At 72.7% G+C, this 22,234-nt stretch carries 21 protein-coding genes and 2 pseudogenes; 1 reads left to right on the top strand and 22 read right to left on the bottom strand.

The window, feature by feature from the left end; all coding sequences use genetic code 11:
- Positions 1 to 176 precede the first annotated feature (176 nt).
- Positions 177 to 662, top strand: a pseudogene (locus ABD371_RS04715) (M23 family metallopeptidase); the annotation flags it as partial.
- Positions 663 to 806: 144 nt separating this feature from the next.
- On the opposite strand, the gene ABD371_RS04710 reads toward ABD371_RS04715, so the two are convergent.
- The 22 genes and pseudogenes from ABD371_RS04710 to ABD371_RS04605 form a co-directional block, all read right to left on the bottom strand.
- Positions 807 to 1,364 (bottom strand): TetR/AcrR family transcriptional regulator, encoded by a 558-nt coding sequence (locus tag ABD371_RS04710; protein WP_190125277.1) that lies wholly within the window; start codon positions 1,362 to 1,364, stop codon positions 807 to 809.
- A 70-nt stretch (positions 1,365 to 1,434) separates the two neighbouring features.
- The gene (whiG, locus tag ABD371_RS04705; RefSeq protein ID WP_190125195.1) at positions 1,435 to 2,271 is read right to left on the bottom strand and encodes an RNA polymerase sigma factor WhiG; all 837 of its coding nucleotides are present in this window, start codon (positions 2,269 to 2,271) and stop codon (positions 1,435 to 1,437) included.
- Positions 2,272 to 2,535: 264 nt separating this feature from the next.
- On the bottom strand, positions 2,536 to 3,696 hold the full coding sequence (gene dprA / locus ABD371_RS04700) for a DNA-processing protein DprA (RefSeq protein WP_344472993.1): 1,161 nt from the start codon (positions 3,694 to 3,696) through the stop codon (positions 2,536 to 2,538).
- Positions 3,693 to 5,309 (bottom strand): YifB family Mg chelatase-like AAA ATPase, encoded by a 1,617-nt coding sequence (locus ABD371_RS04695; protein WP_344472991.1) that lies wholly within the window; start codon positions 5,307 to 5,309, stop codon positions 3,693 to 3,695. Before ABD371_RS04695 ends, dprA begins: the two co-directional genes overlap by 4 nt.
- Entirely contained in the window at positions 5,309 to 5,671 is a 363-nt protein-coding gene (locus tag ABD371_RS04690) for a YraN family protein (RefSeq protein WP_190125192.1), read from the bottom strand. Before ABD371_RS04690 ends, ABD371_RS04695 begins: the two co-directional genes overlap by 1 nt.
- Positions 5,672 to 5,755: 84 nt before the next feature.
- On the bottom strand, positions 5,756 to 6,064 hold the full coding sequence (locus tag ABD371_RS04685) for a DUF2469 domain-containing protein (protein WP_003965949.1): 309 nt from the start codon (positions 6,062 to 6,064) through the stop codon (positions 5,756 to 5,758).
- Between the two features lie 55 nt (positions 6,065 to 6,119).
- Entirely contained in the window at positions 6,120 to 6,626 is a 507-nt protein-coding gene (locus ABD371_RS04680; RefSeq protein ID WP_344472987.1) for an NUDIX hydrolase, read from the bottom strand.
- Positions 6,619 to 7,410, bottom strand: a complete 792-nt coding sequence (lepB, locus tag ABD371_RS04675) for a signal peptidase I (RefSeq protein WP_344472985.1) — start codon at positions 7,408 to 7,410, stop codon at positions 6,619 to 6,621. The genes ABD371_RS04680 and lepB (ABD371_RS04675) overlap by 8 nt, the downstream gene beginning before the upstream one ends.
- A 74-nt stretch (positions 7,411 to 7,484) precedes the next feature.
- Positions 7,485 to 8,414 carry a signal peptidase I gene (lepB, locus tag ABD371_RS04670; RefSeq protein ID WP_381734774.1) on the bottom strand — a complete coding sequence of 310 codons (930 nt, stop codon included), beginning with the start codon at positions 8,412 to 8,414 and terminating at the stop codon, positions 7,485 to 7,487.
- A pseudogene (lepB, locus tag ABD371_RS04665) lies at positions 8,332 to 9,434 on the bottom strand (signal peptidase I); the annotation flags it as partial. The pseudogene lepB (ABD371_RS04665) and the gene lepB (ABD371_RS04670), both read right to left, overlap by 83 nt.
- Entirely contained in the window at positions 9,427 to 10,221 is a 795-nt protein-coding gene (lepB, locus tag ABD371_RS04660) for a signal peptidase I (protein WP_344472981.1), read from the bottom strand. The pseudogene lepB (ABD371_RS04665) and the gene lepB (ABD371_RS04660), both read right to left, overlap by 8 nt.
- A gap of 88 nt (positions 10,222 to 10,309) precedes the next feature.
- Complete coding sequence (rplS, locus tag ABD371_RS04655) at positions 10,310 to 10,660, bottom strand: 50S ribosomal protein L19 (RefSeq protein WP_190125187.1); 351 nt, start codon at positions 10,658 to 10,660, stop codon at positions 10,310 to 10,312.
- Between the two features lie 129 nt (positions 10,661 to 10,789).
- Positions 10,790 to 11,611 carry a tRNA (guanosine(37)-N1)-methyltransferase TrmD gene (gene trmD / locus ABD371_RS04650; RefSeq protein ID WP_344472977.1) on the bottom strand — a complete coding sequence of 274 codons (822 nt, stop codon included), beginning with the start codon at positions 11,609 to 11,611 and terminating at the stop codon, positions 10,790 to 10,792.
- On the bottom strand, positions 11,611 to 12,216 hold the full coding sequence (gene rimM, locus ABD371_RS04645) for a ribosome maturation factor RimM (RefSeq protein WP_344472975.1): 606 nt from the start codon (positions 12,214 to 12,216) through the stop codon (positions 11,611 to 11,613). The genes trmD and rimM overlap by 1 nt, the downstream gene beginning before the upstream one ends.
- A gap of 140 nt (positions 12,217 to 12,356) precedes the next feature.
- Positions 12,357 to 12,596 (bottom strand): RNA-binding protein, encoded by a 240-nt coding sequence (locus ABD371_RS04640; RefSeq protein ID WP_031130168.1) that lies wholly within the window; start codon positions 12,594 to 12,596, stop codon positions 12,357 to 12,359.
- A 2-nt stretch (positions 12,597 to 12,598) separates the two neighbouring features.
- Entirely contained in the window at positions 12,599 to 13,045 is a 447-nt protein-coding gene (gene rpsP / locus ABD371_RS04635) for a 30S ribosomal protein S16 (RefSeq protein WP_190125184.1), read from the bottom strand.
- 205 nt (positions 13,046 to 13,250) lie between these two features.
- Positions 13,251 to 13,844 (bottom strand): hypothetical protein, encoded by a 594-nt coding sequence (locus ABD371_RS04630; RefSeq protein ID WP_190125183.1) that lies wholly within the window; start codon positions 13,842 to 13,844, stop codon positions 13,251 to 13,253.
- Between the two features lie 366 nt (positions 13,845 to 14,210).
- The gene (gene ftsH / locus ABD371_RS04625) at positions 14,211 to 16,133 is read right to left on the bottom strand and encodes an ATP-dependent zinc metalloprotease FtsH (protein WP_344472970.1); all 1,923 of its coding nucleotides are present in this window, start codon (positions 16,131 to 16,133) and stop codon (positions 14,211 to 14,213) included.
- A gap of 123 nt (positions 16,134 to 16,256) precedes the next feature.
- Positions 16,257 to 17,804: a signal recognition particle protein gene (gene ffh / locus ABD371_RS04620; RefSeq protein ID WP_344472968.1), complete on the bottom strand. Its 1,548-nt coding sequence runs from the start codon at positions 17,802 to 17,804 to the stop codon at positions 16,257 to 16,259.
- A gap of 88 nt (positions 17,805 to 17,892) precedes the next feature.
- Positions 17,893 to 20,382, bottom strand: a complete 2,490-nt coding sequence (locus ABD371_RS04615; protein WP_344472966.1) for a [protein-PII] uridylyltransferase — start codon at positions 20,380 to 20,382, stop codon at positions 17,893 to 17,895.
- A gap of 45 nt (positions 20,383 to 20,427) precedes the next feature.
- Positions 20,428 to 20,766: a P-II family nitrogen regulator gene (locus ABD371_RS04610; RefSeq protein ID WP_006127894.1), complete on the bottom strand. Its 339-nt coding sequence runs from the start codon at positions 20,764 to 20,766 to the stop codon at positions 20,428 to 20,430.
- Positions 20,763 to 22,121 carry an ammonium transporter gene (locus ABD371_RS04605; protein ID WP_344472963.1) on the bottom strand — a complete coding sequence of 453 codons (1,359 nt, stop codon included), beginning with the start codon at positions 22,119 to 22,121 and terminating at the stop codon, positions 20,763 to 20,765. Before ABD371_RS04605 ends, ABD371_RS04610 begins: the two co-directional genes overlap by 4 nt.
- Positions 22,122 to 22,234 lie beyond the last annotated feature (113 nt).

The raw sequence follows: 22,234 nt of genomic DNA, 5'->3' as shown, positions 1-22,234 counted from the left end.
CGCGAGAAGCTGAGTGGTGGCGGGGCGTGCGAAGTCGACCCGGTGACCCGGATCGCCATGAGAAGTGTACGGGACCGGCGCGGCGCCGGGTGACGGCACTGTCCACAACCTGCCGGTAACCCACAGATCGGGAGCATGATCCACCCGATTGCGGCCGGGCGCGGGAAGGTCTGCGCATGTGTCGCGGACGAATTCTTCCTCTGTCGCAGCCGGTGCCGCTGATGTCTCTGCCGGCCCTGCTGGCCCTGCTGGCCCTGGTCGCGCTGGTGCCGCCGCGCGCCGCGGGCCTTTCCGGGGCCGGTACGGACGGCGGCGCGGCCACCGCCCCTGCCGCCGTCGCCCGGGGGGTCTGGCCGGTGGGCCCGCCGCGCCCGGCGGTCGTACGGGGCTGGGTCCCGCCCTCGTCGCCCTACGGCCCCGGGCATCGAGGGGTGGATCTGGCCGCCCCGCCGGGCACCGAGGTGCGCGCGGCGGCGGCCGGGCGGATCGCCTTCGCGGGCCGGGTCGCGGGTCGCGATGTGCTCACGATCACTCTCACCGCGTCACCCGGCGCCCGGGGCCGACCGCTGCGGATCACCTACGAACCGGTTCTGGCGCTGCTCCCGGTGGGGGCGGAGGCGGCGGCGGGCGAGCCGGTGGGGCGGATCGCGCCGGGCCCCTCGCACTGCGGGGCCGGCTGTCTGCACTGGGGGCTGCTGAGCGGGCGGGAGTATCTGAACCCGCTCTCGCTGCTCCCTCCGGAGCTGCTGCGCCGGGCTCCGTCCAGGCTGCTGCCGACGGCGGGCGGGACGGGGACGCCCCGGGCGTCAGGCCAGTACGCCGCGGAGAGCCATGGAGACCGCCGCGTCGGCGATGACTCCCGGCTCCTCGGCCACGCCCAGCTCGATACGGCGGACCGCCGCGTCGACCACGCCCTGGAGGAGCATCGCGGCGAGCCGGGGCTGTTCGTGTCCCAGCTCCCCGAGGGCCTCGCCGATCATCGCGATCAGTCCGCCGTGGGCGGCGCGGATCTTCTCCCGCGCCCCGGCGTCCAGCTCGCTCGCGGAGATGGCGACCACCGCGCGGTGCCGCCGGTCCCCCACGAGGTCCAGCTGCCGGCGCACATACGCCTCGATCTTGCCGGCGGCGGTGTCCGCCCCCCGCATCGCGGTCTCGACCTCGGCCGCCCAGACGGGGAAGTCGACGGCGCACAACTCCTCGACCACCGCCGCCCGTGACCGGAAGTACTCGTACACCGACGACCTGGCCAGACCGGTGCGCTCGGCGAGGGCGGGGAAGGTCAGCGCCTCCGTACCTCCCTCGGACAGCAGGGATCGCGCGGCGTCGAGCAGGGCGTCGCGCTGCATGGTCCGGTGCTCGGCCACGGAGGCCGCTCGAATCCTGGGCACGTCTCCACTTTACGGATCCCACGCAAGACCCGGCCACGGTTGGGCGTCAACGCCCCACGTCGGCGAGTTTCGCGCGCAGCTGGAGCACCGATTTTGTGTGGATCTGACTGACCCTGCTCTCGGTGACTCCGAGTACATTCCCGATCTCGGCGAGGGTGAGGCCCTCGTAGTAGTACAGGGTGACCACGGTCTTCTCGCGGTCGGGCAGCGTGTTGATGGCGCGGGCGAGCAGCCGCCGCAGCTCCCGGTCCTCGGCCACCTCGACCGGGTTGTCCGCGGCGGTGTCCTCCAGGGTGTCCATCAGACTGAGCCGGTCGCCGCCCTCGCCGCCGACATGCAGCAGCTCCTCCAGCGCGACAACGTTGGCCAGTGACAACTGGCTGAAGACCGCGTGGAGTTCCTCCACGGCGATGCCCATCTCCGAGGCCACCTCGCCCTCCGAGGGCGTCCGTCTGAGCTGGGCCTCCAGGGTGGCGTAGGCGCGCTCCACGGCGCGGGCCTTCTGGCGGACGGAGCGCGGGATCCAGTCGAGCGCGCGGAGTTCGTCGATCATCGCGCCGCGGATCCGGGTGATCGCGTAGGTCTCGAACTTGATGGACCGCTCGATGTCGAACTTCTCGATGGCGTCGATGAGTCCGAAGACCCCGGAGGAGACGAAGTCCGCCTGCTCCACATTGGGCGGCAGTCCGACGCTGACCCGGCCCGCGACATATTTCACCAGCGGTGAGTAGTGCAGGATCAACTGCTCGCGCAGCCGCTCGTCCCCGGTGGTCTTGTACGACCGCCACAACTCCTCGACCGAGGTGGGAGCGGGGAGACGCACGGCGCCGCGGGCGGCGGGGGGCACTGCCGCGCGGTCAGACCCGGAGGTGTGCTGGGGCATGCGTTGCCTTGAGCCGTTCTGCCGTGAGGGGACTCGGAAGGGGGAGCGGGCGAGCTTCTGGCCGGGAATGGTGAGCGTAGCGTGACTGTGCGGTCGCTGTGGGCGAAGGTCAGGGGAACACCCCTCCTCGGGGGTATCTCTCCGTGGTCGCGGAGCGGGGGCGGCGGTGCGCACCCCGCTCCGCTCCCGCGAGGACGCCCGAGGCTCTCCGGTGGCTCCGCCGCCCCCGTCATTTCACCCGAATGCCGCAGGTCAGCACCTGGATCACGGCGTATTCGGGCGATGGATCGCCCGTCGCGTCAACTGCCAGCCCTCGCCATGGCGTTCGACGAACCCGAGCGCGTGCAGCTCGTACAGCGCGGCGAGGGTCTCGTCGGGGGCCGTCCCGGCGGCGCGGGCGAGTTGCGCGCCGCCGGCCGCGCCCCGGGCCGGGAGCGCCTCGAGGATCCGCGCGCTCACGGGGTCGAGCAGATCCCGGGGGAGCACCGGGCCCCGGCGGCTCGGGGCCAGCTCCCCCATGTCCCCCACCTGTTCGACGATTTCGTCGGCGTCGGTGACCAGCACCGCCTCTCCCCGCAGCAGTTCGTGCACTCCGGCGGAGAGACCGCTGGTGGCGGCGCCGGGGACGCCCATGGTCTGGCGGGACAGCCGCTGTGCGCAGCGGGCGGTGACGAGCGAGCCGCTGCGGTGCTCGGCCTCCACCACCACCGTGCCCCGGGTGAGCGCGGCGATCACCCGGTTGCGGAGGATGAATCTGCTGGGCGTGGGGTGGTCGCCGGGCGGCAGTTCCCCGACGACCAGGCCCTGTTCGGCGATGCGCCGGATCAGCTCGGTGTGCCCCCGGGGGTAGGGCACGTCCACTCCGCAGGCGAGGACCGCGACGGTGGCTCCGCCGGCGGCCAGCGCGCCCCGGTGCGCAGCGCCGTCGATGCCGAAGGCGGCTCCCGAGACCACGACCCAGCCGCGCTCGGCGAGGCCCGCGCCGAGCGCGGTGGCCATGTGCGCGCCGTACGGTGTGCAGGCCCGGGCTCCGACGACGGCGACGGAGCGCACGGCCCAGGTGCGCAGATCGGGCCGGCCCCTGGTCCAGAGGCCGATGGGCCGGGCGTCGCCGAGGTCGTCGAGCTGGGTCGGCCACCGGGTGTCGCCGGGGTGGACGAACCGGCCGCCGGCGGCGGCGACGGCGGCCAGGTCGCGGTGGGGGTCGGCGGTGGCGGCCCTGGCCCGCCAGCTCGCGAGGCGGCGGGCGGTGGCCCCGGGCAGTGCGGCCGCCTCGCCCGGGGGCGCGGTGAGACGGGCCATCAGCTCCTGCGCTCCCAGCTCGCGCAGCCACTTGCCGCCGCGTTCGTCGCCGGGCTCGATCACCCGGGTCAGCGCGGCTCTGGCGAGCCGCTCGGGATCCTCCTGGCCCGGGTGTTCGCTCATGCTCCGCCCCCTTGGGCCGGGACGGGCGCGCCTCGGGCCACTCCCGTGCGCAGTTCGAGGGCGAGTCCGATGTCGGCGGCGTCGGGGCGGTCGCGGGCGGAGAGGTCCGCGAGGGTCCAGGCGATTCTGAGGACGCGGTCGAGGCCGCGCGCGGTGAGCAGTCCGCGCTCCATGTCCCGCTCGGCCGCGGCGAGCGCTCCGGGGGCGACGGTCCAGCGGGTGCGCAGCTCATGGCCGGGGACCTCGCTGTTGACGGTCCAGGCGGTGTCGCGCAGCCGGGCGGCGGCGCGGTCGCGGGCGGCGCTCACCCGGGCGGCGACGACCGCCGTGGGCTCGCCCCCGCCGCCGGGTCCCAGCAGGTCGGCGCGGTCGACGGGCTCGACCCGCACCCGGAGGTCGACCCGGTCGAGCAACGGCCCGGAGAGCCGGGCCTGATAGCGGCGGATGACGGCGGGCGGGCACTCGCAGCCGCCGCCGTGCAGGCCGTACCGGCCGCAGGGGCAGGGGTTGGCGGCGAGGACGAGCAGAAAGCGGGCGGGCAGCCGGACCACTCCCCCGCTGCGGGCCACCACCACATGTCCCGACTCCAGCGGCTGCCGCAGAGCGTCCAGTGCCTTTCCGGCGAATTCTGGACTCTCATCAAGAAAGAGCACTCCCCGGTGGGCCAGGGAGACCGCGCCCGGTCTGGGCAGTCCGTTTCCGCCGCCGACCAGCGCGGGCATGGTGGCGGAGTGGTGGGGCGCGCAGTACGGCGGCGTACGGACCAGGGGCTGGCCGGGCGGCAGGATCCCGGCCACCGAGTGCACGGCGGTGACCTCCAGGGACTCCTGCCGGGTCAGCGGGGGCAGCACCCCGGGAAGCCGCTCGGCGAGCATGGTCTTGCCCGCGCCCGGCGGCCCGTGGAGCATCAGGTGGTGGCCGCCCGCCGCCGCGACCTCCAGCGCCTTGCGGGCCAGGTGCTGGCCCGCGACATCGGCGAGATCGGGGCCGTCGGCGGGGGCCGGGGCCAGTCCGGTGCCGACCCCGGCGCCGGGGACCATCAGCCCGGCCAGCATCGGGTCGGGGCTGCCCTCGGGCACCGGTGTCTCCTCCGGTACGGGTTCGTCGTTGAGCACGGCGATGAGCTGGCGCAGACTCCGCACGCCCAGCACGGAGACGCCGGGCACCAGCGCGGCCTCCGCCGCGGTCTGCTCCGGGACGACGACATGCCGGTATCCGGCCTCGGCGGCGGCGAGCACGGCGGGCAGCACCCCGCGCACCGGCCGCACCCGGCCGTCGAGCCCCAGCTCGCCAATCAGGACCAGATCGGCGATGGCGGCGGCGTCGAGGCGCTCGGAAGCGGCGAGGACCGCGGCGGCCACGGCGAGGTCGAAGCCGCTGCCGCTCTTGGGCACGGACGCCGGGCTGAGCCCCACGGTGAGCTTCATCTGGGGCCACTCGGCACCCGAGTTGACCAGGGCGGCCCGCACCCGGTCGCGGCTCTCCACCAGGCTCTTGTCCGGCAGCCCGACCAGCGCGAACGCGGCGACCCCGCGCTCCAGATCGGCCTGGACCTCCACCACCACGCCCTCGACGCCCACCAGCGCCACCGAGCAGGTGCGGGCGAACCCCATCACGCCACCCCCCGGGCGTGCTCCAGCCGGGGCGCTCCGTGCCGGGGCAGCACGACGCCGACGAGGTCGATCCGCGCGCCGCCGGGCGGTGCTCCGCCGTGCCGGTGGAGCCAGCACTCGGCGAGCCGTCTCAGCCGCTCGGCCTTGGCCGGGGTGATCGCCGCCATCGGCTGTCCGAACGGGCCGGGTCTGCGGGTCTTGACCTCGCAGACGACCACCGCGTCGCCGTCGCGAGCCACGATGTCGATCTCACCGGCCCGTCCACAGCGCCAGTTCCTCGCCAGAACCGTCATACCGGCCTCGGTCAGCAGCCGCGCCGCCAACTCCTCGCCGTACCGCCCCAGTGCCCCCGTCGCGTTCATGTCGGCACCACCTCCGGCACCGACTGTGACGCCCGGAACTCTCAGTTGTGGATCTCGGTGGACAACTCTCCGTCTGTGGACAACTCAGCCACCCGGAAGTTCAAGATCGCTCTTGTTGAGCTCCTCAATGTTCACATCCTTGAAGGTGAGCACGCGTACCTGCTTGACGAATCTGGCCGGGCGATACATGTCCCAGACCCAGGCGTCCGCCATCGAGACCTCGAAGAAGACCTCACCCTGCACGGAGTGGACCTGCATCTCGTAGTCATTGGTGAGATAGAAGCGGCGCTCGGTCTCGATCACGTATTTGAACAGCCCGACGACGTCTCGGTACTCCCGGTAGAGCTTCAGCTCCATCTCGGTCTCGTACTTTTCGAGGTCCTCGGCGCTCATGGCATGTTCCCCTTCAGCCGTGCGTCCCTCGTCGCACGGCCCGGCACACCCGCCCCTATGCGACTTCCGGGGCGAGGACGACGGGTGTACTCGGAGGGCCCTCGTCGAGCAGCGTTCGCAGCAGCTCGGCGAGCTTGGTCGGGTACACCGTCTCACGCGTCGAGGAGAGTTCGGCGGAAGTCCACCACCTCAGCCCCGTGACACTGCGCCGCTCCAGCTCGGTCAGCCCGCGCGGGGCTGTGGCGGTCTGTACGGTACGCGCCAGGAAGTACCACTCGTCCTGTTCCCAGCGGCGTCCGTCGAAGGGGAAGGAGCAGCGCCGCCGCCACAGGACCGGCCCGAGTTCGACCTCGGTGATCCCGGTCTCCTCCGCCAGCTCGCGCAGCGCGGCCGCGGCCCGGGTCTCGTCCCCCTCCAGGCCGCCGCCGGGGGTGAACCACCAGCTGTTGTCCGGGTCGGCGGGCTCGAAGCCGTGCATCAGCAGCACGCGGTCCCGCGGGTCCAGCAGCACGACCCGGGCGACCCGGCGCGGCCGGTCCTCGGTGCCTCTCTGATCAGACATGCGAGGCCGGCCTTCCGGCGCTCTCACCGGCGGATCCCCGGGCCGCTCGGCCGGCGGCCCTCCGAGCGGCCCCGCGGGCGATCGGGCCGTACACGGCCCCGCCGACGATCAGGATCGCGCCGGCCGCCGCCGCGGCGGCGAGCGGCACCACCGGGCCGGGGGAGGAGATCCCTCCCGGCAGCCCGGCGAAGCCCTCCGGGCGTTCGACCACACCGCCGTCCAGCGGCCAGACCACGGCGTCCAGCCGGCCCGTCACCGCCGATCTCGACACCGATCCCCGCTGGGGGTCGCTCAGGTGCGAGCGGGAGTCCAGGGAGCCCAGCCTGTTGTCCCCGAGCAGAAAGAGCCGGCCATCGGGCACGGTGACCGTGAAGGTCCGCGAGCCGGATCCGGGCTCCGCCGGGGCCCCGGCGAGATACGGCTCGTCGAGCGGCCGGTCGTTGACGGTCGGCCGGCCGTCTCCGCCGCAGCAGGCGATCCGGTCGCCGCCGACGCCGATCACGCGCTTGACCATCGGGCCGCCGCCCCAGGAGGGGTCCCGGAAGACCACCACATCGCCCCGCCGGACCTGATCGCCTTCCACCCGCTGGGCCAGCACCCGGTCGCCCGCGCTCAGGGTCGGGTGCATCGACTCGGTCGGAATGGTGTACGGCTGGTAGATCACCGCGCCCCAGCCGAAGCCGCCGAGGAAGAGCAACGAACCGACGGCCACGGCCAGCCCCGACAGCGCGCCGCCGAGGCGGCCGGGGCCGCCGTCCTCATGTTCCGATCGTTCCGATCCCATCCCGCGCTCCCCCGATCAGGGCGATTCGGCGCCGGAGGGACTGCCTCCGGCCATCCGCGATCTGGGACGGCACCCTACCGGGCGGTGTCCCCGGCGGTCAGCCGCTTCCGCCGCCACAGCACGATGGGCAGCGCGCCCAGGGCCCCCATCGCCAGCGGCGCTCCCGCGACCGCTGCGGAGGCCGCGGTGTTGAGGCCGGGCTGGTCGAAGGTGGCGGGGACGGAGAGGACCGACCAGCGGTTGATCGGCCAGGCGACCACGATGGCGCGCCCGACGACCTTGTCGACCGGCACAAAGCCGTCGTTCACGTCTTCCATGTGGTACCGGGAGTCCCGGGAGTTCTGACGGTGGTCGCCCATCACCCAGATCCGGTCCTCGGGCACCTTGAAGGGGCCGAAGGGCTGGTCGTCGCAGGCGCTGTCGCCGGGGAAGACATACGTCTCGTCGAGCGGCTTGCCGTTGACCTTGACCGGGCCGCCCTTGCGGCACTCGATCGTGTCGCCGGCGACCCCGATCGTCCGCTTGATCAGGTCCTTCTCCTCGGCCGACGGCATCAGACCGATGAAGCTCAGGAACTTCTGGAGCGCGTTGGGGTCGGGGGTGGGCTCGCCGTCCAGCCAGCCGCCCGGGTCGTGGAAGACCACGACCTCGCCGCGCTCGGGCTCGGAGCCGAACCAGGGGGTGAGCTTGTCCACCAGGACCCGGTCACCGCGCTGGAGGGTGTTCTGCATCGAGTCCGAGGGAATCGAGAACGCCTGCACCAGAAATGTCTTGATCAGCAGTGCCAGAACGAGCGCGATGCCGATCAGCAGCGGCAGCTCCTTCCAGAACGACCGCTGGTTCTTCCCCCGGGAGCGACCGTCGTCGGCCCCGTCGTCACCCGCGCCCTCGTCTGCCGGGGTACGCCCCGACGGATCGTCGCCCGCCACGGGCCCGGTGGACCGGTCGGGCTCTCCCGGCCTGTCCTCCGGCTGATCGTGTCCGGACCGTGCGCCGACCGCCACGTCCCCCACATCCACTCCTCACTCCGTGCGAACTGCGAACCGCCTGCTCCGCAGAAGAAGCAGGCCCACTACTCCCATAACGAGCGGGAGTTCCGCAGGGGTCGGGAGCAGGACCATTCCGTTTCTGTCCTGGGAGGACACACTATTCGACACACGATCCGGTGTGTGCGCCCCAGAGGCCTGGTTCGAACGGGGATTCGGGACCGATGCGTAGGTCTCCGGCTCCTCCAGCCTGCGCCAGTGGCCCACCGGCCAGGCGATCACCACCGCGCGGCCCACGACCTCGTCCTCGGAGACGGTGCCCCGGTGCTCCCCGTCGAGGTGGAAGCGGGAGTCGGCGGAGTTGGAGCGGTGGTCGCCCATCACGAAGAGCCGGCCGGGCGGTACCTCGACGTCGAAGGTCACCGTCGACGGGGCGTTCCCGGGGTTGAGATAGGGCTCGGTCAGCGCCTCGCCGTTGACGGTGACCCGGCCGTCGGCGTCGCAGCAGGCGACGGTGTCCCCGCCGACCGCGATCACCCGTTTGATCAGATCCTGCTGGTCGGCGGAGGGCAGCAGTCCGATGTGGGTGAGTCCGCGCTTGATCTGTTCGACGACGAACGGTCCCCCGTCCCCGGACGCGCCGTCCCCCGGCTGGAGCCAGCCGCCGGGGTCCTTGAAGACCACCACGTCGCCGCGGTCCGGCCGGCTGCCGAACCAGGGGGTGAGCTTGTCCACCAGCACCCGGTCCTGGATGCGGATCGTCTGTTCCATGGAACCGGAGGGGATGACGAACGCCTGCACGAGGAAGGTCTTGAGCACCAGCGCGATGACCAGCGCCGAGAGGATCAGCAGGGGGATCTCCCTGACCAGGGATCCCCGGCGTCTGCGCCGTACCCGCGCCGCGAGTCTGCGGCGCTCGGCGCGGCCGGGCAGGGCCCTCGTGCCGTCCGGACCGGTCCCGGCCCCGACCGCCGCCCCGGTCCCGGCGGACCGCCGTGGGCCGGCCCGGTGGCCGCCGGGGCGTCCCCGGCTACCCATGGCCCCCGCCGTGGCCCCCCGGGGGCGCGTCCGGCACCCGGGAGAACGCCTCGGCGCGCTCCAGGGAGGCCCAGCGGCCCAGCGGCCAGCCGATCCAGTCCACCCGCCCGACGACCTTCTCCACCGGCACCATGCCCCCGCCGGGCGATCCGAGCCGGTCGCGGGAGTCGCTGGAGTCGCTGCGGTGGTCCCCGAGCACCCAGAGCCTGCCCGGCGGCACGACGATGTCGAAGTCGACCTCGGAGGGGGCGTCGCCGGGGTGCAGATACTCCTCGTCCAGCGGTACGCCGTTCACCTGGAGCCTGCCCCTGTCGTCGCAGCAGACGACCCGGTCGCCGCCCACGCCCACGACCCGCTTCACGAAGTCGGTCTCGTCGGGCTCGGCGAGACCGAGCGTGGCCAGGACTCCCCTGGCCGCCTCGACGGCCGGACTCTCCTCCGTGCCCGCCGCGACGAAGGAGCCCTCGCCGTCGAAGACGATCAGATCGCCGCGGCGGGGCGGCTCGTCGGAGCCGTACGCCAGCTTGTTGACGAGCACCCGGTCCCCCACCTGAAGGGTGGGTTCCATGGAGCCGCTGGGGATCTGGAAGGGCTGCACCACGAAGCGGCTGAACAGCAGCACGCCCGCCGTCACGGCCACGGCCTGGAGCAGCACCGTGCGCCAGGACCCCGGGCCGCCCAGGACGGCTCGCGGCCGAAAACGCGAGAAGCGCGACCGCTCGCTCCCGTCCCCGGCGTCGGGGAGGGAGGAGTGGTCGCGCTCCGTGTTCTTCGCTGCGGTGTCCATACAGGGACGAAGCCTATCCGGCCGCGCCCTGGACTCCCGCGCGGTGCGGGCCGGGGCCCGGCACCGTGCGCCCGGTGTGAACCGAGGTTCAGCGGTCGCGCTTCTCCTTGATCTTCGCGGCCTTGCCGCGCAGCTCACGGAGGTAGTACAGCTTGGCGCGACGGACGTCACCGCGGCTGACCAGCTCGATCTTCTCGAAGATCGGGCTGTGCACCGGGAAGGTGCGCTCGACGCCGACGGAGAACGAGACCTTGCGGACCGTAAAGGTCTCGCTGACGCCCGAACCCTGGCGGCGGATGACGACACCCTTGAACTGCTGGATACGCGAGCGGTTGCCCTCGATGACGCGAACGTGGACGTTCACGGTGTCACCGGGACGGAACGCGGGGAGGTCGGACCGCAGCGAGGCGGTGTTGACAGCGTCGAGCACGTGCGACATGTTCGTCTGCTTTCTTCGCGATGCCACAGGTCATCGCGGGAGAGAGGGGTGAGATTCAGGGGCCGTCACGTCGGAGCGGGCGTCGTGTCCCCCTGCGGCAGGGGCGCACGCCGGACGTACGGCAGCGGCCTATTCTTCCACGGCGGGGGGCCTGCGCCAAAATCGGCCACCCGGTTCCGGGGCCCAGCCGAGGATGGAGAGGGTCTCCCGGTCCTTCTTGTCGAAGGCGGCGGGATCGCAGCGCTCGATCAGGTCCGGCCGGTTCTCGGCCGTGCGCCGGAACGCCTCGTCGCGCCGCCAGCGCGCGATCCTGCCGTGGTGCCCGCTGGTGAGCACGTCGGGGATGCCGCGCCCCCGCCAGGCGGGGGGCTTGGTGTAGACGGGCCCCTCCAGCAGATTGGCCATCGCGCCGGGGGCGAAGGAGTCGTCCCGGTGGGATTCGGCGTTGCCGAGCACCCCGGGGAGCAGCCGGGCCACGGCCTCGGTGATCACCAGGACCGCGGCCTCGCCGCCGGCCAGCACATAGTCCCCGATGGAGACCTCGTACACCGGCATCCGGGTGGCGTACTCGTCCATCACCCGGCGGTCGATGCCCTCGTAACGGGCGGGGGTGAAGATCAGCCAGGGCCGCTCGGCGAGTTCCACCGCGAGTTCCTGGGTGAAGGGACGGCCGCTGGGGGTGGGGACGACCAGGACCGGGCCGTGGGCCCCGGTCTCGTACCCGTCGGCCAGGGCTTCGTCGAGCGCCTCGCCCCAGGGCTCCGTCTTCATGACCATGCCGGGGCCGCCGCCGTACGGGGTGTCGTCCACGGTGTTGTGACGGTCGTGGGTCCAGTGGCGCAGATCGCTCACCCGTACGTCCAGCTGTCCGCGGGCGCGGGCCTTGCCGACGAGGGAGACGTTCAGCGGTTCCAGATACTCGGGGAAGATCGTGACGACGTCGATGCGCATCAGGAGTCGCCCTTGGTGCCGGCGTCCGTGTCCGTGTCCGCACCCGTCTCCGTGTCCGTGTCCGTCTCCGCGTCCCGGGCGGACGCGATCTCGGCACGGTCGTCGATCAGCCCCGGCGGCGGGTCGATCACGGCCCGCTGCTCCTCCAGGTCGATCCCGGTGACGATCTCCTCCACGAACGGGATCATCACCTCGCTCCCGTCCGGGCGCTCCACGATGAAGAGATCCTGCGAGGGCAGATGGCTGATCTCGGTGATCCGGCCCACCTCGGTCCCGTCCACGGTCACCACATCGAGGTCGATGAGCTGGTGGTCGTAGAACTCCTCGGGGTCCTCGGGCACCTCTTCCGGGTCCACGTCGGCGATCAGCAGGGTGTTGCGCAGGGCCTCGGCCCCATTGCGCTCCCGCACTCCCGCGAAGCGCAGCAGCAGCCTGCCGCTGTGCACCCGGCCGGTCTCGATCGTCAGCGGGCCCACCGAGGCCGGCTCGGTGGCCAGCACGGCCCCGGGCGCGAGCCTCAGCTCGGGCTCGTCCGTACGGACCTCGACGGTGACCTCGCCCTTGATGCCGTGGGCACGGCCGATCCGGGCCACTACCAACTGCACTTCGCACTCTCTTCTGTCATACGGCTCTACGACTGACGCGGCTGTGCCGTTCGGGTGACGGCGGCCCGCGATCCGCTCATACGACTACGGGCCGGGGACGGCCGACTGGCCCTCCCCGGCCCGAGCCGGTGTTCAACTGTTCAGCGGACCTGGTCCACGTCGACGAGGTCGACACGGATGCCACGGCCGCCGATGGCGCCCACAACGGTGCGCAGAGCGCGTGCGGTGCGGCCATTGCGGCCGATCACCTTACCGAGGTCGTCGGGGTGGACCCGAACCTCCAGCACACGCCCGCGACGCAGATCGCGCGAGGCGACCCGCACATCGTCGGGGTTGTCGACGATGCCCTTCACGAGGTGCTCGAGAGCCTCCTCGAGCATGCTCAGGCCTCGGTCGACTCGGTGGACTCGGCGGCGTCAGCCGCGTCGTCCGCCTTCTTGTCGGCCTTCTTCGCCTTGGGGGTGATGGCCTCACCCTTCGACTCGCCGCCCTCGAGGGCCTTGGCGAACTCGTCGAACGCGGCGCGCTTGTCGGCCTTGGGCTCGGCCACCAGCAGCGGCGCCGGGGCCGGGAGGCCCTTGTGCTTCTGCCAGTCGCCGGTGAGCTTCAGGATCGCGAGAACCGGCTCGGTCGGCTGGGCGCCGACGGACAGCCAGTACTGCGCCCGCTCCGAGTCGACCTCGATGCGGGACGGGTTCTGCACCGGGTGGTACAGGCCGATCTCCTCGATGGCCCGGCCGTCACGGCGGGTACGGGAGTCGGCGATGACGATGCGGTAGTGAGGCGAACGGATCTTGCCCAGACGCTTCAGCTTGATCTTGACTGCCACGGAAGTGGTGTCTCCTGGTCTTGACGTGGTTGGGCACAACAAGATGCCACGTGGGGTTGCGGTACTCGGGGTGCCCGATGGACGCGTCAGCCGGAGGAGAGAGGGGTCCTATGCGGCCGTCGAGTACAGCTGTCCATTGTGCCACACGCCGACGGCGCGCTTCCCCCCGGTCCGGAGCCGCCCCCGTCGGACGGCCGGCCGGGGGTCAGCTCGCCGCGGCGGCCGGCTCGGGGATGCGGAAGGGCTTGCCGCAGCCGCCGCACACGATCGGGGCCTGGGCGAGGACCGAGGGAACCACCCGGACGTTGCGACCGCAGTCGCAGACGGCCTTGACCCGCACACCGCCGCCCGAGGAGCCGTGCCGGGCGGCAGGTCCGCGGAAGGAGCGCTTGGTGTCGGAGGCGGTGGCGACCGTGTGCGCCTTGAGGGCGCGCTGGAGTCTCTCGATGGTGGGACGGTAGCGGCGCTTGGCCTCGGGGCTGAGGACGACCAGGGAGAAACCGCTGCTGGGATGCGGCTCCTCGGCGTGGTCGAGACCCATCTCCTCGGCGATCGCCAGGAATCTGCGGTTGTGGTAGCGGCCGGCGCGGGAGGTGTCGCGGACACCTCGCGCGGCGGCGATGCCGTGGACTGCTTCGTGGAGCAGTCGCTCGAAGGAGAGCTCGGCGCCGCAGGCGGACGACGATTCTCCGATCAGGGACTCGGGGGCGGCAAGGTCTGGCAGCTCGGCGTGGTGCCGCTGAATGTCGGCCCACGCCTGTGCCAGCTCTGCGGCGAGAACAGGTGGTGTCGTGCTCACGTCGTGATAACGAGCCGGACCTTCCCCGGGTTCCATTCCGGGGCATCCCAAATAATTTGCACGTACCCGTCAGTTGGCATTGATGCGTGCCGAGGTGGGCGGGGGGAAGGATCTGCGGAGAAGGCTCACAGCTCACACCAAGGTGGTACGTAACACCGCCCCGCGCTCCGGGCGCACGCCCCGCGCGTCCCGGGGGTCTCACCCGGCCCGCCGGACCGCCCGGCGCACCCGCCGCGGTCCTCGTTCCGCGACCCTACCCCCAGCGCGTGGTCCCGGGTCCGCCGTTCGGATCAGGAGGCCTGATCCTGATCCGAACGGCGGACCCGGGCGCGGACCCGGGCGCGGGTGCGGGCGCGAGTGCGGGCGCTACGGAGTGTCCTTCGAGAGCCGGGGGATCCCGGCCGCGCGGTAGGCCGCGTCCTCCTCCAGGGTCTCGCTCTCCAGCAGCGCGGCGGCGAGCGCGTCCAGGCGGGCGTGGTTCTCCCTCAGCAGCCGGCAGGCGGTGTCGTAGCACTCGTCGACGATCCGCCGCATCTCGTGGTCGACCACGTCCAGGGTCGCGGGCGCGGCGGAGAGCCCGTACGCCACCTGGGCGTCGGCGGGGATCGCGGTCAGCCGGCCGACGCGCACGCTCATCCCCCAGCGGGCGACCATGCCCCGGGCCAGGGCGGTCACCTGTTCGAGATCGCTCTCCGCGCCCGTGGTGATCACGCCGAAGACGACCTGCTCGGCCGCCATGCCGCCGAGCGCCCCGATGATCCGGCCGCGCAGATACTCCTCGGTGTACGCGTATTTGTCCGCGTCCGGGGTGGAGAGCGTGACGCCGAGGGCGCGCCCCCGGGGCACGATGGTGATCTTGCGTACCGGGTCGGCCCCGGGCTGGACCATGCCGAGCAGGGCGTGGCCGCTCTCGTGGTACGCGGTGCGCCGCCGGTCCTCCTCCGTCATGACCAGCGGGCGCTCCGCCCCGAGCTGGATCTTCTCCAGCGCGGTGGACAGATCGGCCCGGGTCACCGAGGACTGCTGCCGGCGCACGGCGACGAGCGCGGCCTCGTTGGCGAGGTTGGCGAGGTCCGCGCCGGTCATTCCCGGGGTCGTACGGGCGATCCGGGCCAGGTCCACGTCCCCGGCGAGCGGGATCTCCCGGGTGTGGATCCGCAGGATGGCCTCCCGGCCGCTCCGGTCGGGCGGGGAGACCTGGACGATCCGGTCGAAGCGGCCGGGGCGGGTCAGGGCGGGGTCGAGGACGTCGGCACGGTTGGTGGCGGCGAGCACGATGACGCCCTCGGATCCACTGAAACCATCCATTTCGGTCAGAATCTGGTTGAGGGTCTGTTCCCGCTCGTCATGGCCGCCGAGGCCGCCCCCGCCGCCCCTCGCCCGGCCGATGGTGTCGATCTCGTCGATGAAGACGATGGCCGGGGCGACCTTGCGGGCCTCGGCGAACAGCTCCCGGACCCGGCCCGCGCCGACGCCGACGATCATCTCGATGAACTCGGAGGCCGAGGCCGAGAAGAACGGCACCCCCGCCTCCCCGGCCACCGCGCGGGCCAGCAGGGTCTTCCCGGTGCCGGGCGGCCCCGCGAGCAGTACGCCGCCGGGCATCCTGGCGCCCATCCTCCGATAGGGCCGCGGGTTCTTCAGGAAGTCGACGACATCGTCGAGTTCGCCCTCGACCTCGTCGATCCCGGCGACATCGGCGAAGGTGGTCCGTCTGCCGTCGGCGACCTCGACGGGTTTGGGCGGGGGCTTGCGGCCGAACGCCCCGCCGCCGCCTCCCATCGCCGCGCCCATCCGGCGGGCGACGAGCACCCACAGCAGGACGAGCAGGAGCATCGGCGCGAGGGCGATCAGCAGATTGGCGAGGAAGCCGCGCTGCCGGACGACGGGCTCGGCCGTGACGGTGACCTTCTTGGCGGTCAGCTCGCGCCAGAGGTCGTCGTCGGCGAAGGCGGGCCGCTGGGTGGTGAACCTGGTGTAGTCGCCCTTGCCGCCGGGGAGCGGGGCCTTCTTGGTGAGCTGGCCCTGGATGGCGTCGCCCTTGGAGTAGATCTTCGAGACATTGCCGGCGTCGACCTGCGCGCTGAACTCGGTGTACGAGACCGTGGGCTCGTCGCCCCCGCCGAACAGCGAGAGCACCAGATTGGCGATCAGATAGACGGTGAGCGCGGTGAGGATCAGCCCGCCCCAGCCGCCGGGCATCTTTCTGCGGGACGGTGCCGGGGGCGGCGCGCCCTCGGAGCGCCAGGGCTGATCGGGGGTGCGGCGCGGGGGCGCGGCATTGCTCATATCCGGACGTTAAGCCAGAAAAACGGTGTCGGCACCCGCGTGTGCGGGTGCCGACACCGTCGTACGGCGGCCGTGCTCGGCCGGGCGGGCATGCCGTCGGGCCGGTATGCCGCCGGGGCGGTCTCAGCCCATGAACTTCTTGAACTCGTCCGGCAGCTCGAAGTCCTTGTCCTGCCCGCCGGCCGGCAGACCGAAGGCGCTGCCCGCCGACTGCTCGCGCTTGGCGGCGGCGGCCTGCTCCTCGGCCTTGCGCTTCATCGGGTTGCCGCTCTTGCGCTTGCCCTTGGCCTGCTTGATCTGCTTCTTCTGACGACCGGGGCCGCCACCCATGCCGGGCATCCCCGGCATCCCGGGCATGCCGCCGCCCTGGGCCATCCGCGACATCATCTTGCGGGCCTCGAAGAACCGCTCCACCAGGCTCTTGACCGCGCTGACCTCGACGCCCGAGCCCTTGGCGATCCGGGCCCGGCGCGAGCCGTTGATGATCGTCGGCTCATGGCGCTCGGCCGGGGTCATCGACTTGATGATCGCGGCGGTGCGGTCCACATCGCGCTCGTCGATGCTGTTGATCTGGTCCTTCATCTGGGCCATGCCGGGCAGCATGCCGAGGAGCTTGGAGATGGAGCCCATCTTCCGGACCTGCTCCATCTGGGCCAGGAAGTCGTCGAGAGTGAAGTCCTTGCCCTTGCTGCTCGCCAGCTTGGAGGCCATTTTGGCGGCCTCTTCCTGGCTGAAGGTCTGCTCGGCCTTCTCGATCAGCGAGAGCACATCGCCCATGCCGAGGATGCGGGACGCCATGCGGTCCGGGTGGAACGCGTCGAAGTCGTCCAGCTTCTCGCCGTTGGAGGCGAACATGATCTGACGGCCGGTGACATGCGCGATGGAGAGCGCGGCACCGCCCCGGGCGTCGCCGTCGAGCTTGGAGAGGACCACGCCGTCGAAGCCGACGCCGTCGCGGAAGGCCTCGGCGGTGTTGACCGCGTCCTGGCCGATCATGGCGTCCACGACGAAGAGGATCTCGTCGGGGCTCACCGCGTCGCGGATGTCCGCGGCCTGCCGCATCAGCTCCTGGTCGATGCCCAGGCGGCCGGCGGTGTCCACGATGACCACGTCGTGGACCTTGGTCTTCGCGTACTCGATGGAGTCCTTGGCCACCTGGACCGGGTCGCCGACGCCATTGCCGGGCTGCGGCGCGTACACCGCGACCTCGGCGCGCTCGGCGACGACGGAGAGCTGGTTGACGGCGTTGGGGCGCTGGAGGTCGCAGGCGACGAGCAGCGGGGAGTGGCCCTGGTTCTTGAGCCAGCGGCCCAGCTTTCCGGCCAGGGTGGTCTTACCGGCGCCCTGGAGACCGGCGAGCATGATCACGGTCGGGGGCTGCTTGGCGAGGCGCAGCCGGCGGGTCTCGCCGCCGAGGATGCCCACCAGCTCCTCGTTGACGATCTTGATGACCTGCTGGGAGGGGTTGAGGGCCTTGGAGACCTCGGCCCCCCGGGCGCGCTCCTTGACGTTCGCGATGAAGGAGCGGACGACGGGGAGGGCGACATCCGCTTCGAGCAGGGCGATACGGATCTCGCGAGCCGCGCCGTCGATGTCCGCCTCGCTGAGGCGACCCTTGCCCCGCAAGGTCTTGAAGGTATTCGCCAAGCGGTCGGAGAGAGTGTCGAACACGGCGCTCGTCGGTCCTCAGAGTCGGGGGCAGGGGGAATCGCCCTCCAGGGTATCCGGCCGCGCGCGGTACGTGTCCTCGCCGGGGGGATCAGCCGGGGGGAGCGCCCAGGGCGGCCTCCAGCGAGCGGGCCAGGCCGGCGGCGGCCGGGTCGGCCAGGGGGCGGCCGTCGGGGGCGGTCACGTAGAAGGCGTCGACCGCGTCGCCCCCGAGGGTGGAGACATGGGCGCTGCGCACGCGTACGCCCGCGCCCTCCAGCGCGTGGCCGATGCGGTGCAGCAGTCCGGGGGCGTCCTGGGCGCGGATCTCGATCACGGTGGCCTGGCGGGAGGCGGCGGGGGCGACGGTGACCCGGGGCGGCGGGGGCGGGGTGCCGCGCCGGGGCGGGCGGGCCGCGTCGCGCTCGGCGAGCCGGGCGGCGATGTCCAGGGAGCCGTCCAGGGCGCGCAGCAGATCGGTGCGGAGCGTGGCCGCCTGGGGCGGGGTGCCGTAGGCGGCCGTCACGCGCCAGTTCAGTACGAGGACGGCTCCGGGGGCGGCGGTCCCCGGCGGTTCCACGGTCCGCAGTTCGGCGGCGCGGACGGTGAGCCGGTGCAGGGCGAGGACCCCGGCGGCGGCGGGCAGTACACCGGGCCGGTCGGGCAGGGCGATGAGCAGCTCCGCGCCGGTCTGTTCGGGCCGGTCGCCCCCGGCCTCCCCGGGCTCCCCCGCCTCGGGCCGGGTGCGCAGGGAGAGCACCGGGCCGCCGGTGCGCAGCGCCTCGGCCGCGAGGCGTTCCTGTTCGGCGCTGGGCCCGGCGGGCCCGGGGTCCTCGGGGGCCCGGCCGCCCGCCAGTTCGGCGGCGGTCCTGCGGACGAGTTCCGCGACGAGCGAGCCGCGCCAGGCGGACCGGGCGGCGGGGCCGGTGGCGAGGGCGTCGGCCTCGGTGAGGGCGTGCAGGAGTTCCAGGGTCGCGGTGGAGCCGACGGCGGCGGCGACCGCGCGGACGGTGGCGGGGTCGTCGAGGTCGCGCCGGGTCGCGGTGTCGGCGAGCAGCAGATGGTGGCGTACGAGGGTGGCGACGACGGCCGTGTCGGCGGGGCCGAAGCCGATCCGGGCGGCGGTGTCCCGGGCGATGACCTCGCCGGTGACGGAGTGGTCGCCGGGCCACCCCTTGCCCAGGTCGTGCAGGAGGGCGGCGGTCAGCAGCAGGTCGGGGCGGCCGACCCGGCGGGTCAGGGCGGCGGCCCGGACGGCGGTCTCGACGAGGTGGCGGTCGACGGTCCAGGTGTGGACCGCGTTGCGCTGGGGCCGGCAGCGGACCCGTTCCCAGTCCGGGAGGAGGCGGGTGATCAGCCCTTCGGCCTCCAGCGCCTCCCAGACGGCGACGGCCGGCTCGCCCGCGCCGAGCAGGGTGACGAACTCCTCGCGCGCCTCGGCGGGCCAGGGGACCGGCAGCGGTGCCGCGGCCCGGGCCAGCCGCCGTACCGCGTGCGGGGAGAGCGGCAGCCCGGCCCTGGCGGCGGCCGCGGCGGCGCGCAGCGGGAGGACGGGGTCGCGTTCGGGCCTGGCGGTACGGGCGAGCACGGCCTCGCCGTCCTGTTCGACGACTCCTTCGGCGAGCGGGGTGCGCTCGGGTTCGCCGCGGCGGCCGGCACGGGCGCCGCCGCCGAGCGCGGTACGGAGCCGGTGGCGGGCGGAGCGGGCGCGCAGCACCCGGTTGACCTCGCGCCAGGTGAGGTCGGTGGCGTACGCGACGGTCCGGGCGGCCTCGTACACCTGGCGCAGCAGGGCGTCCGCGTCGGGCAGGCCGAGATCGGCGGCGATCTGGTCCTGTTCCTGGAGGGCGAGCCGGTCGGTGGCCCGGCCGGTGGCCAGATGGAGGGCGTCGCGGGTGTCGAGGAGGGTGCGGCGGGCGGCGTCGAGGCCGGCGCGGGGGGCGTCGGCGAGCCAGGAGGCGGCGACCGCGCGGAGGGCGGTGACGTCCCGGAGTCCGCCGCGCGCCTCCTTGAGGTCGGGTTCCAGGAGGAAGCGGAGTTCGCCGTGGCGTTCGGCGCGTTCGCGGCAGAGCGCGTCGAGTTCGGGGAGCCGTCCGGCCGCCTGGCCGCGCCAGTCGGCGAGTACGGCGGTGCGCAGCGCGGCGACGAGGCCGAGGTCGCCGGCGACGGGGCGGGCGTCGAGCAGTCCGAGCTGGACCCTGAGGTCCTCGGCGGCGGCGCGGCGGGCCTCGGCGGGGGTGCGCACGGAGTGGTCGAGGGCGAGGCCGAGGTCCCAGACGGGGTACCAGAGGCGGTCGGCGAGGGCGGCGATCTCGCGGGGGCCGGCGGTTCCGTCGTGGAGGAGGACCAGATCGAGATCGCTGCGCGGGGAGAGTTCGCCGCGCCCGTAGCCGCCGACGGCGACCAGGGCCGCGCCGCGGATCCCGGCCGCCGCGCGGGCGGTGTCGAAGAGCGCGGCGAGCCACTGGTCGGTGAGGCGGGCCAGGGCGGCCCGGCGGGGCGGCCCCGGCCGCTCCTTCTCGTTGAGGAGGAGCAGCCGGGCCGCCGCGTATCCGCCGGGGCCCGGGTCCTCGTCCCCGGTCTTCTGCTGGGTCCTGAGCACCGGGCGGCCTCTCTCACTGCTGTGCGGGTGGAGCGCTCGGAGCGCTCAGAGCGCGTCGGGACCGCGTTCGCCGGTGCGGACGCGCACGGCGGTGTCGACGGGGACGCTCCACACCTTTCCGTCGCCGATCTTCCCGGTGCGGGCGGCCTTGACGACCACTTCGATGAGCTGTTCGGCGTCCTCGTCCTCGACCAGCACCTCGATACGGATCTTGGGCACCAGGTCGACGGTGTACTCCGCGCCCCGGTAGACCTCGGTGTGGCCGCGCTGACGGCCGTATCCGCTGGCCTCGGTGACGGTCAGGCCCTGGACCCCGAAGGCCTGGAGGGCTTCCTTGATCTCGTCCAGCCGGTGGGGCTTGACGACGGCGGTGATGAGTTTCATGCGTCCACCTTCTTGTTCTTCGGCGCGGCGGAGCCGGCCAGGAGCTCGCTCGCCGCCGGCAGGGGCTTGCGGGAGCCGCCGCCCGCGCCGCTGAAGTCGTAGGCGGTCTCGGCGTGCTCGTGCTGGTCGATGCCGGAGACCTCGGCGTCCTCGTCCACCCGCATGCCCATCGTCCGGTCGAGGACGAGGGCGAGGAGGGCCGAGACCACCAGAGAGTAGGCCAGTACCGCGAAGACTCCGACGGCCTGCTTGCCGAGCTGTTCGAGGCCGCCGCCGTAGAGGAGGCCGCGGGCCTCGGACTGGACGCCGCCGGTGGCGAAGAGGCCGACCAGCAGGGAGCCGGCGATGCCGCCGACGAGGTGGACGCCGACGACGTCGAGGGAGTCGTCGAAGCCGAGGCGGAACTTGAGTCCGACGGCCATGGCGCAGAGCACTCCGGAGATCGCGCCGATGGCGATCGCGCCGAGCGGGGAGCAGGAGCCGCCGGCCGGGGTGATGGCGACGAGGCCCGCGACGGCGCCGGAGGCCGCGCCGAGGGTGGTGCAGGCTCCGTGGCGGATCTTCTCGTACGCCAGCCAGGCGAGCATCGCGGCGGCGGCGGCGACCTGGGTGTTGACGAACATCACCGCGCCGACGCCGTCGTCGTTGCCGAGCCAGGATCCGGCGTTGAAACCGAACCAGCCGAACCAGAGCAGGGCCGCGCCGAGCATGACGAGGGGGAGGCTGTGGGGGCGCATCGGGTCCTTGGCGAAGCCGACGCGCTTCCCGATGACGAGGATGACGCCCAGGGCCGCCGCACCGGCGTTGATGTGGACGGCGGTGCCGCCCGCGAAGTCGATGACGCCCATCTCGAAGAGCCAGCCGCCCTCGCCCCAGACCCAGTGGGCGACCGGGAAGTAGACGACGGTGGCCCACAGGGTGATGAACAGCGCCCAGGCCGAGAACTTGACCCGGTCCGCGAGCGCGCCGCTGATCAGGGCGGGGGTGATGACCGCGAACATCAGCTGGAAGACGGCGAAGACATGGACGGGGACGGTGTAGCCGTCCCACAGCTCGGCGAGTCCGATGCCGCTGAGTCCCAGATAGTCGGCGTTCCATCCGATGACGGAGCCGAAGTCGTCTCCGAAGGAGAGGCTGAAGCCGAACAGCACCCACAGGACGGTGACGATCCCGAGGCTGATGAAGCTCATCATGAGCATGTTGAGGGTGGACTTGACGCGGACCATGCCCCCGTAGAAGAAGGCGAGGCCGGGGGTCATCAGCATGACCAGTGCGGAGCAGATGAGCATGAAGCCGGTGTTGGCGGCGGAGAGTGCGGGGGTCTCTGCGGCCAGGGTCGAGATGCCTGGGGGCATCGGCGTCTCCTCGTCGTCGTGCGGCCTCGTGCGGGGGGAGCCTGAGCGGGATTCGGGCGGCGGGCCGACTGTGCGCCATGAGGTTGGCGGAGCGCGGTTTCGGACAGTGCCGC

The sequence above is a fragment of the Streptomyces amakusaensis genome (assembly GCF_039532665.1).
GTDB classification, from domain to species: domain Bacteria; phylum Actinomycetota; class Actinomycetes; order Streptomycetales; family Streptomycetaceae; genus Streptomyces; species Streptomyces amakusaensis.
This window is presented reverse-complemented; position numbering and strand designations above follow the sequence as displayed.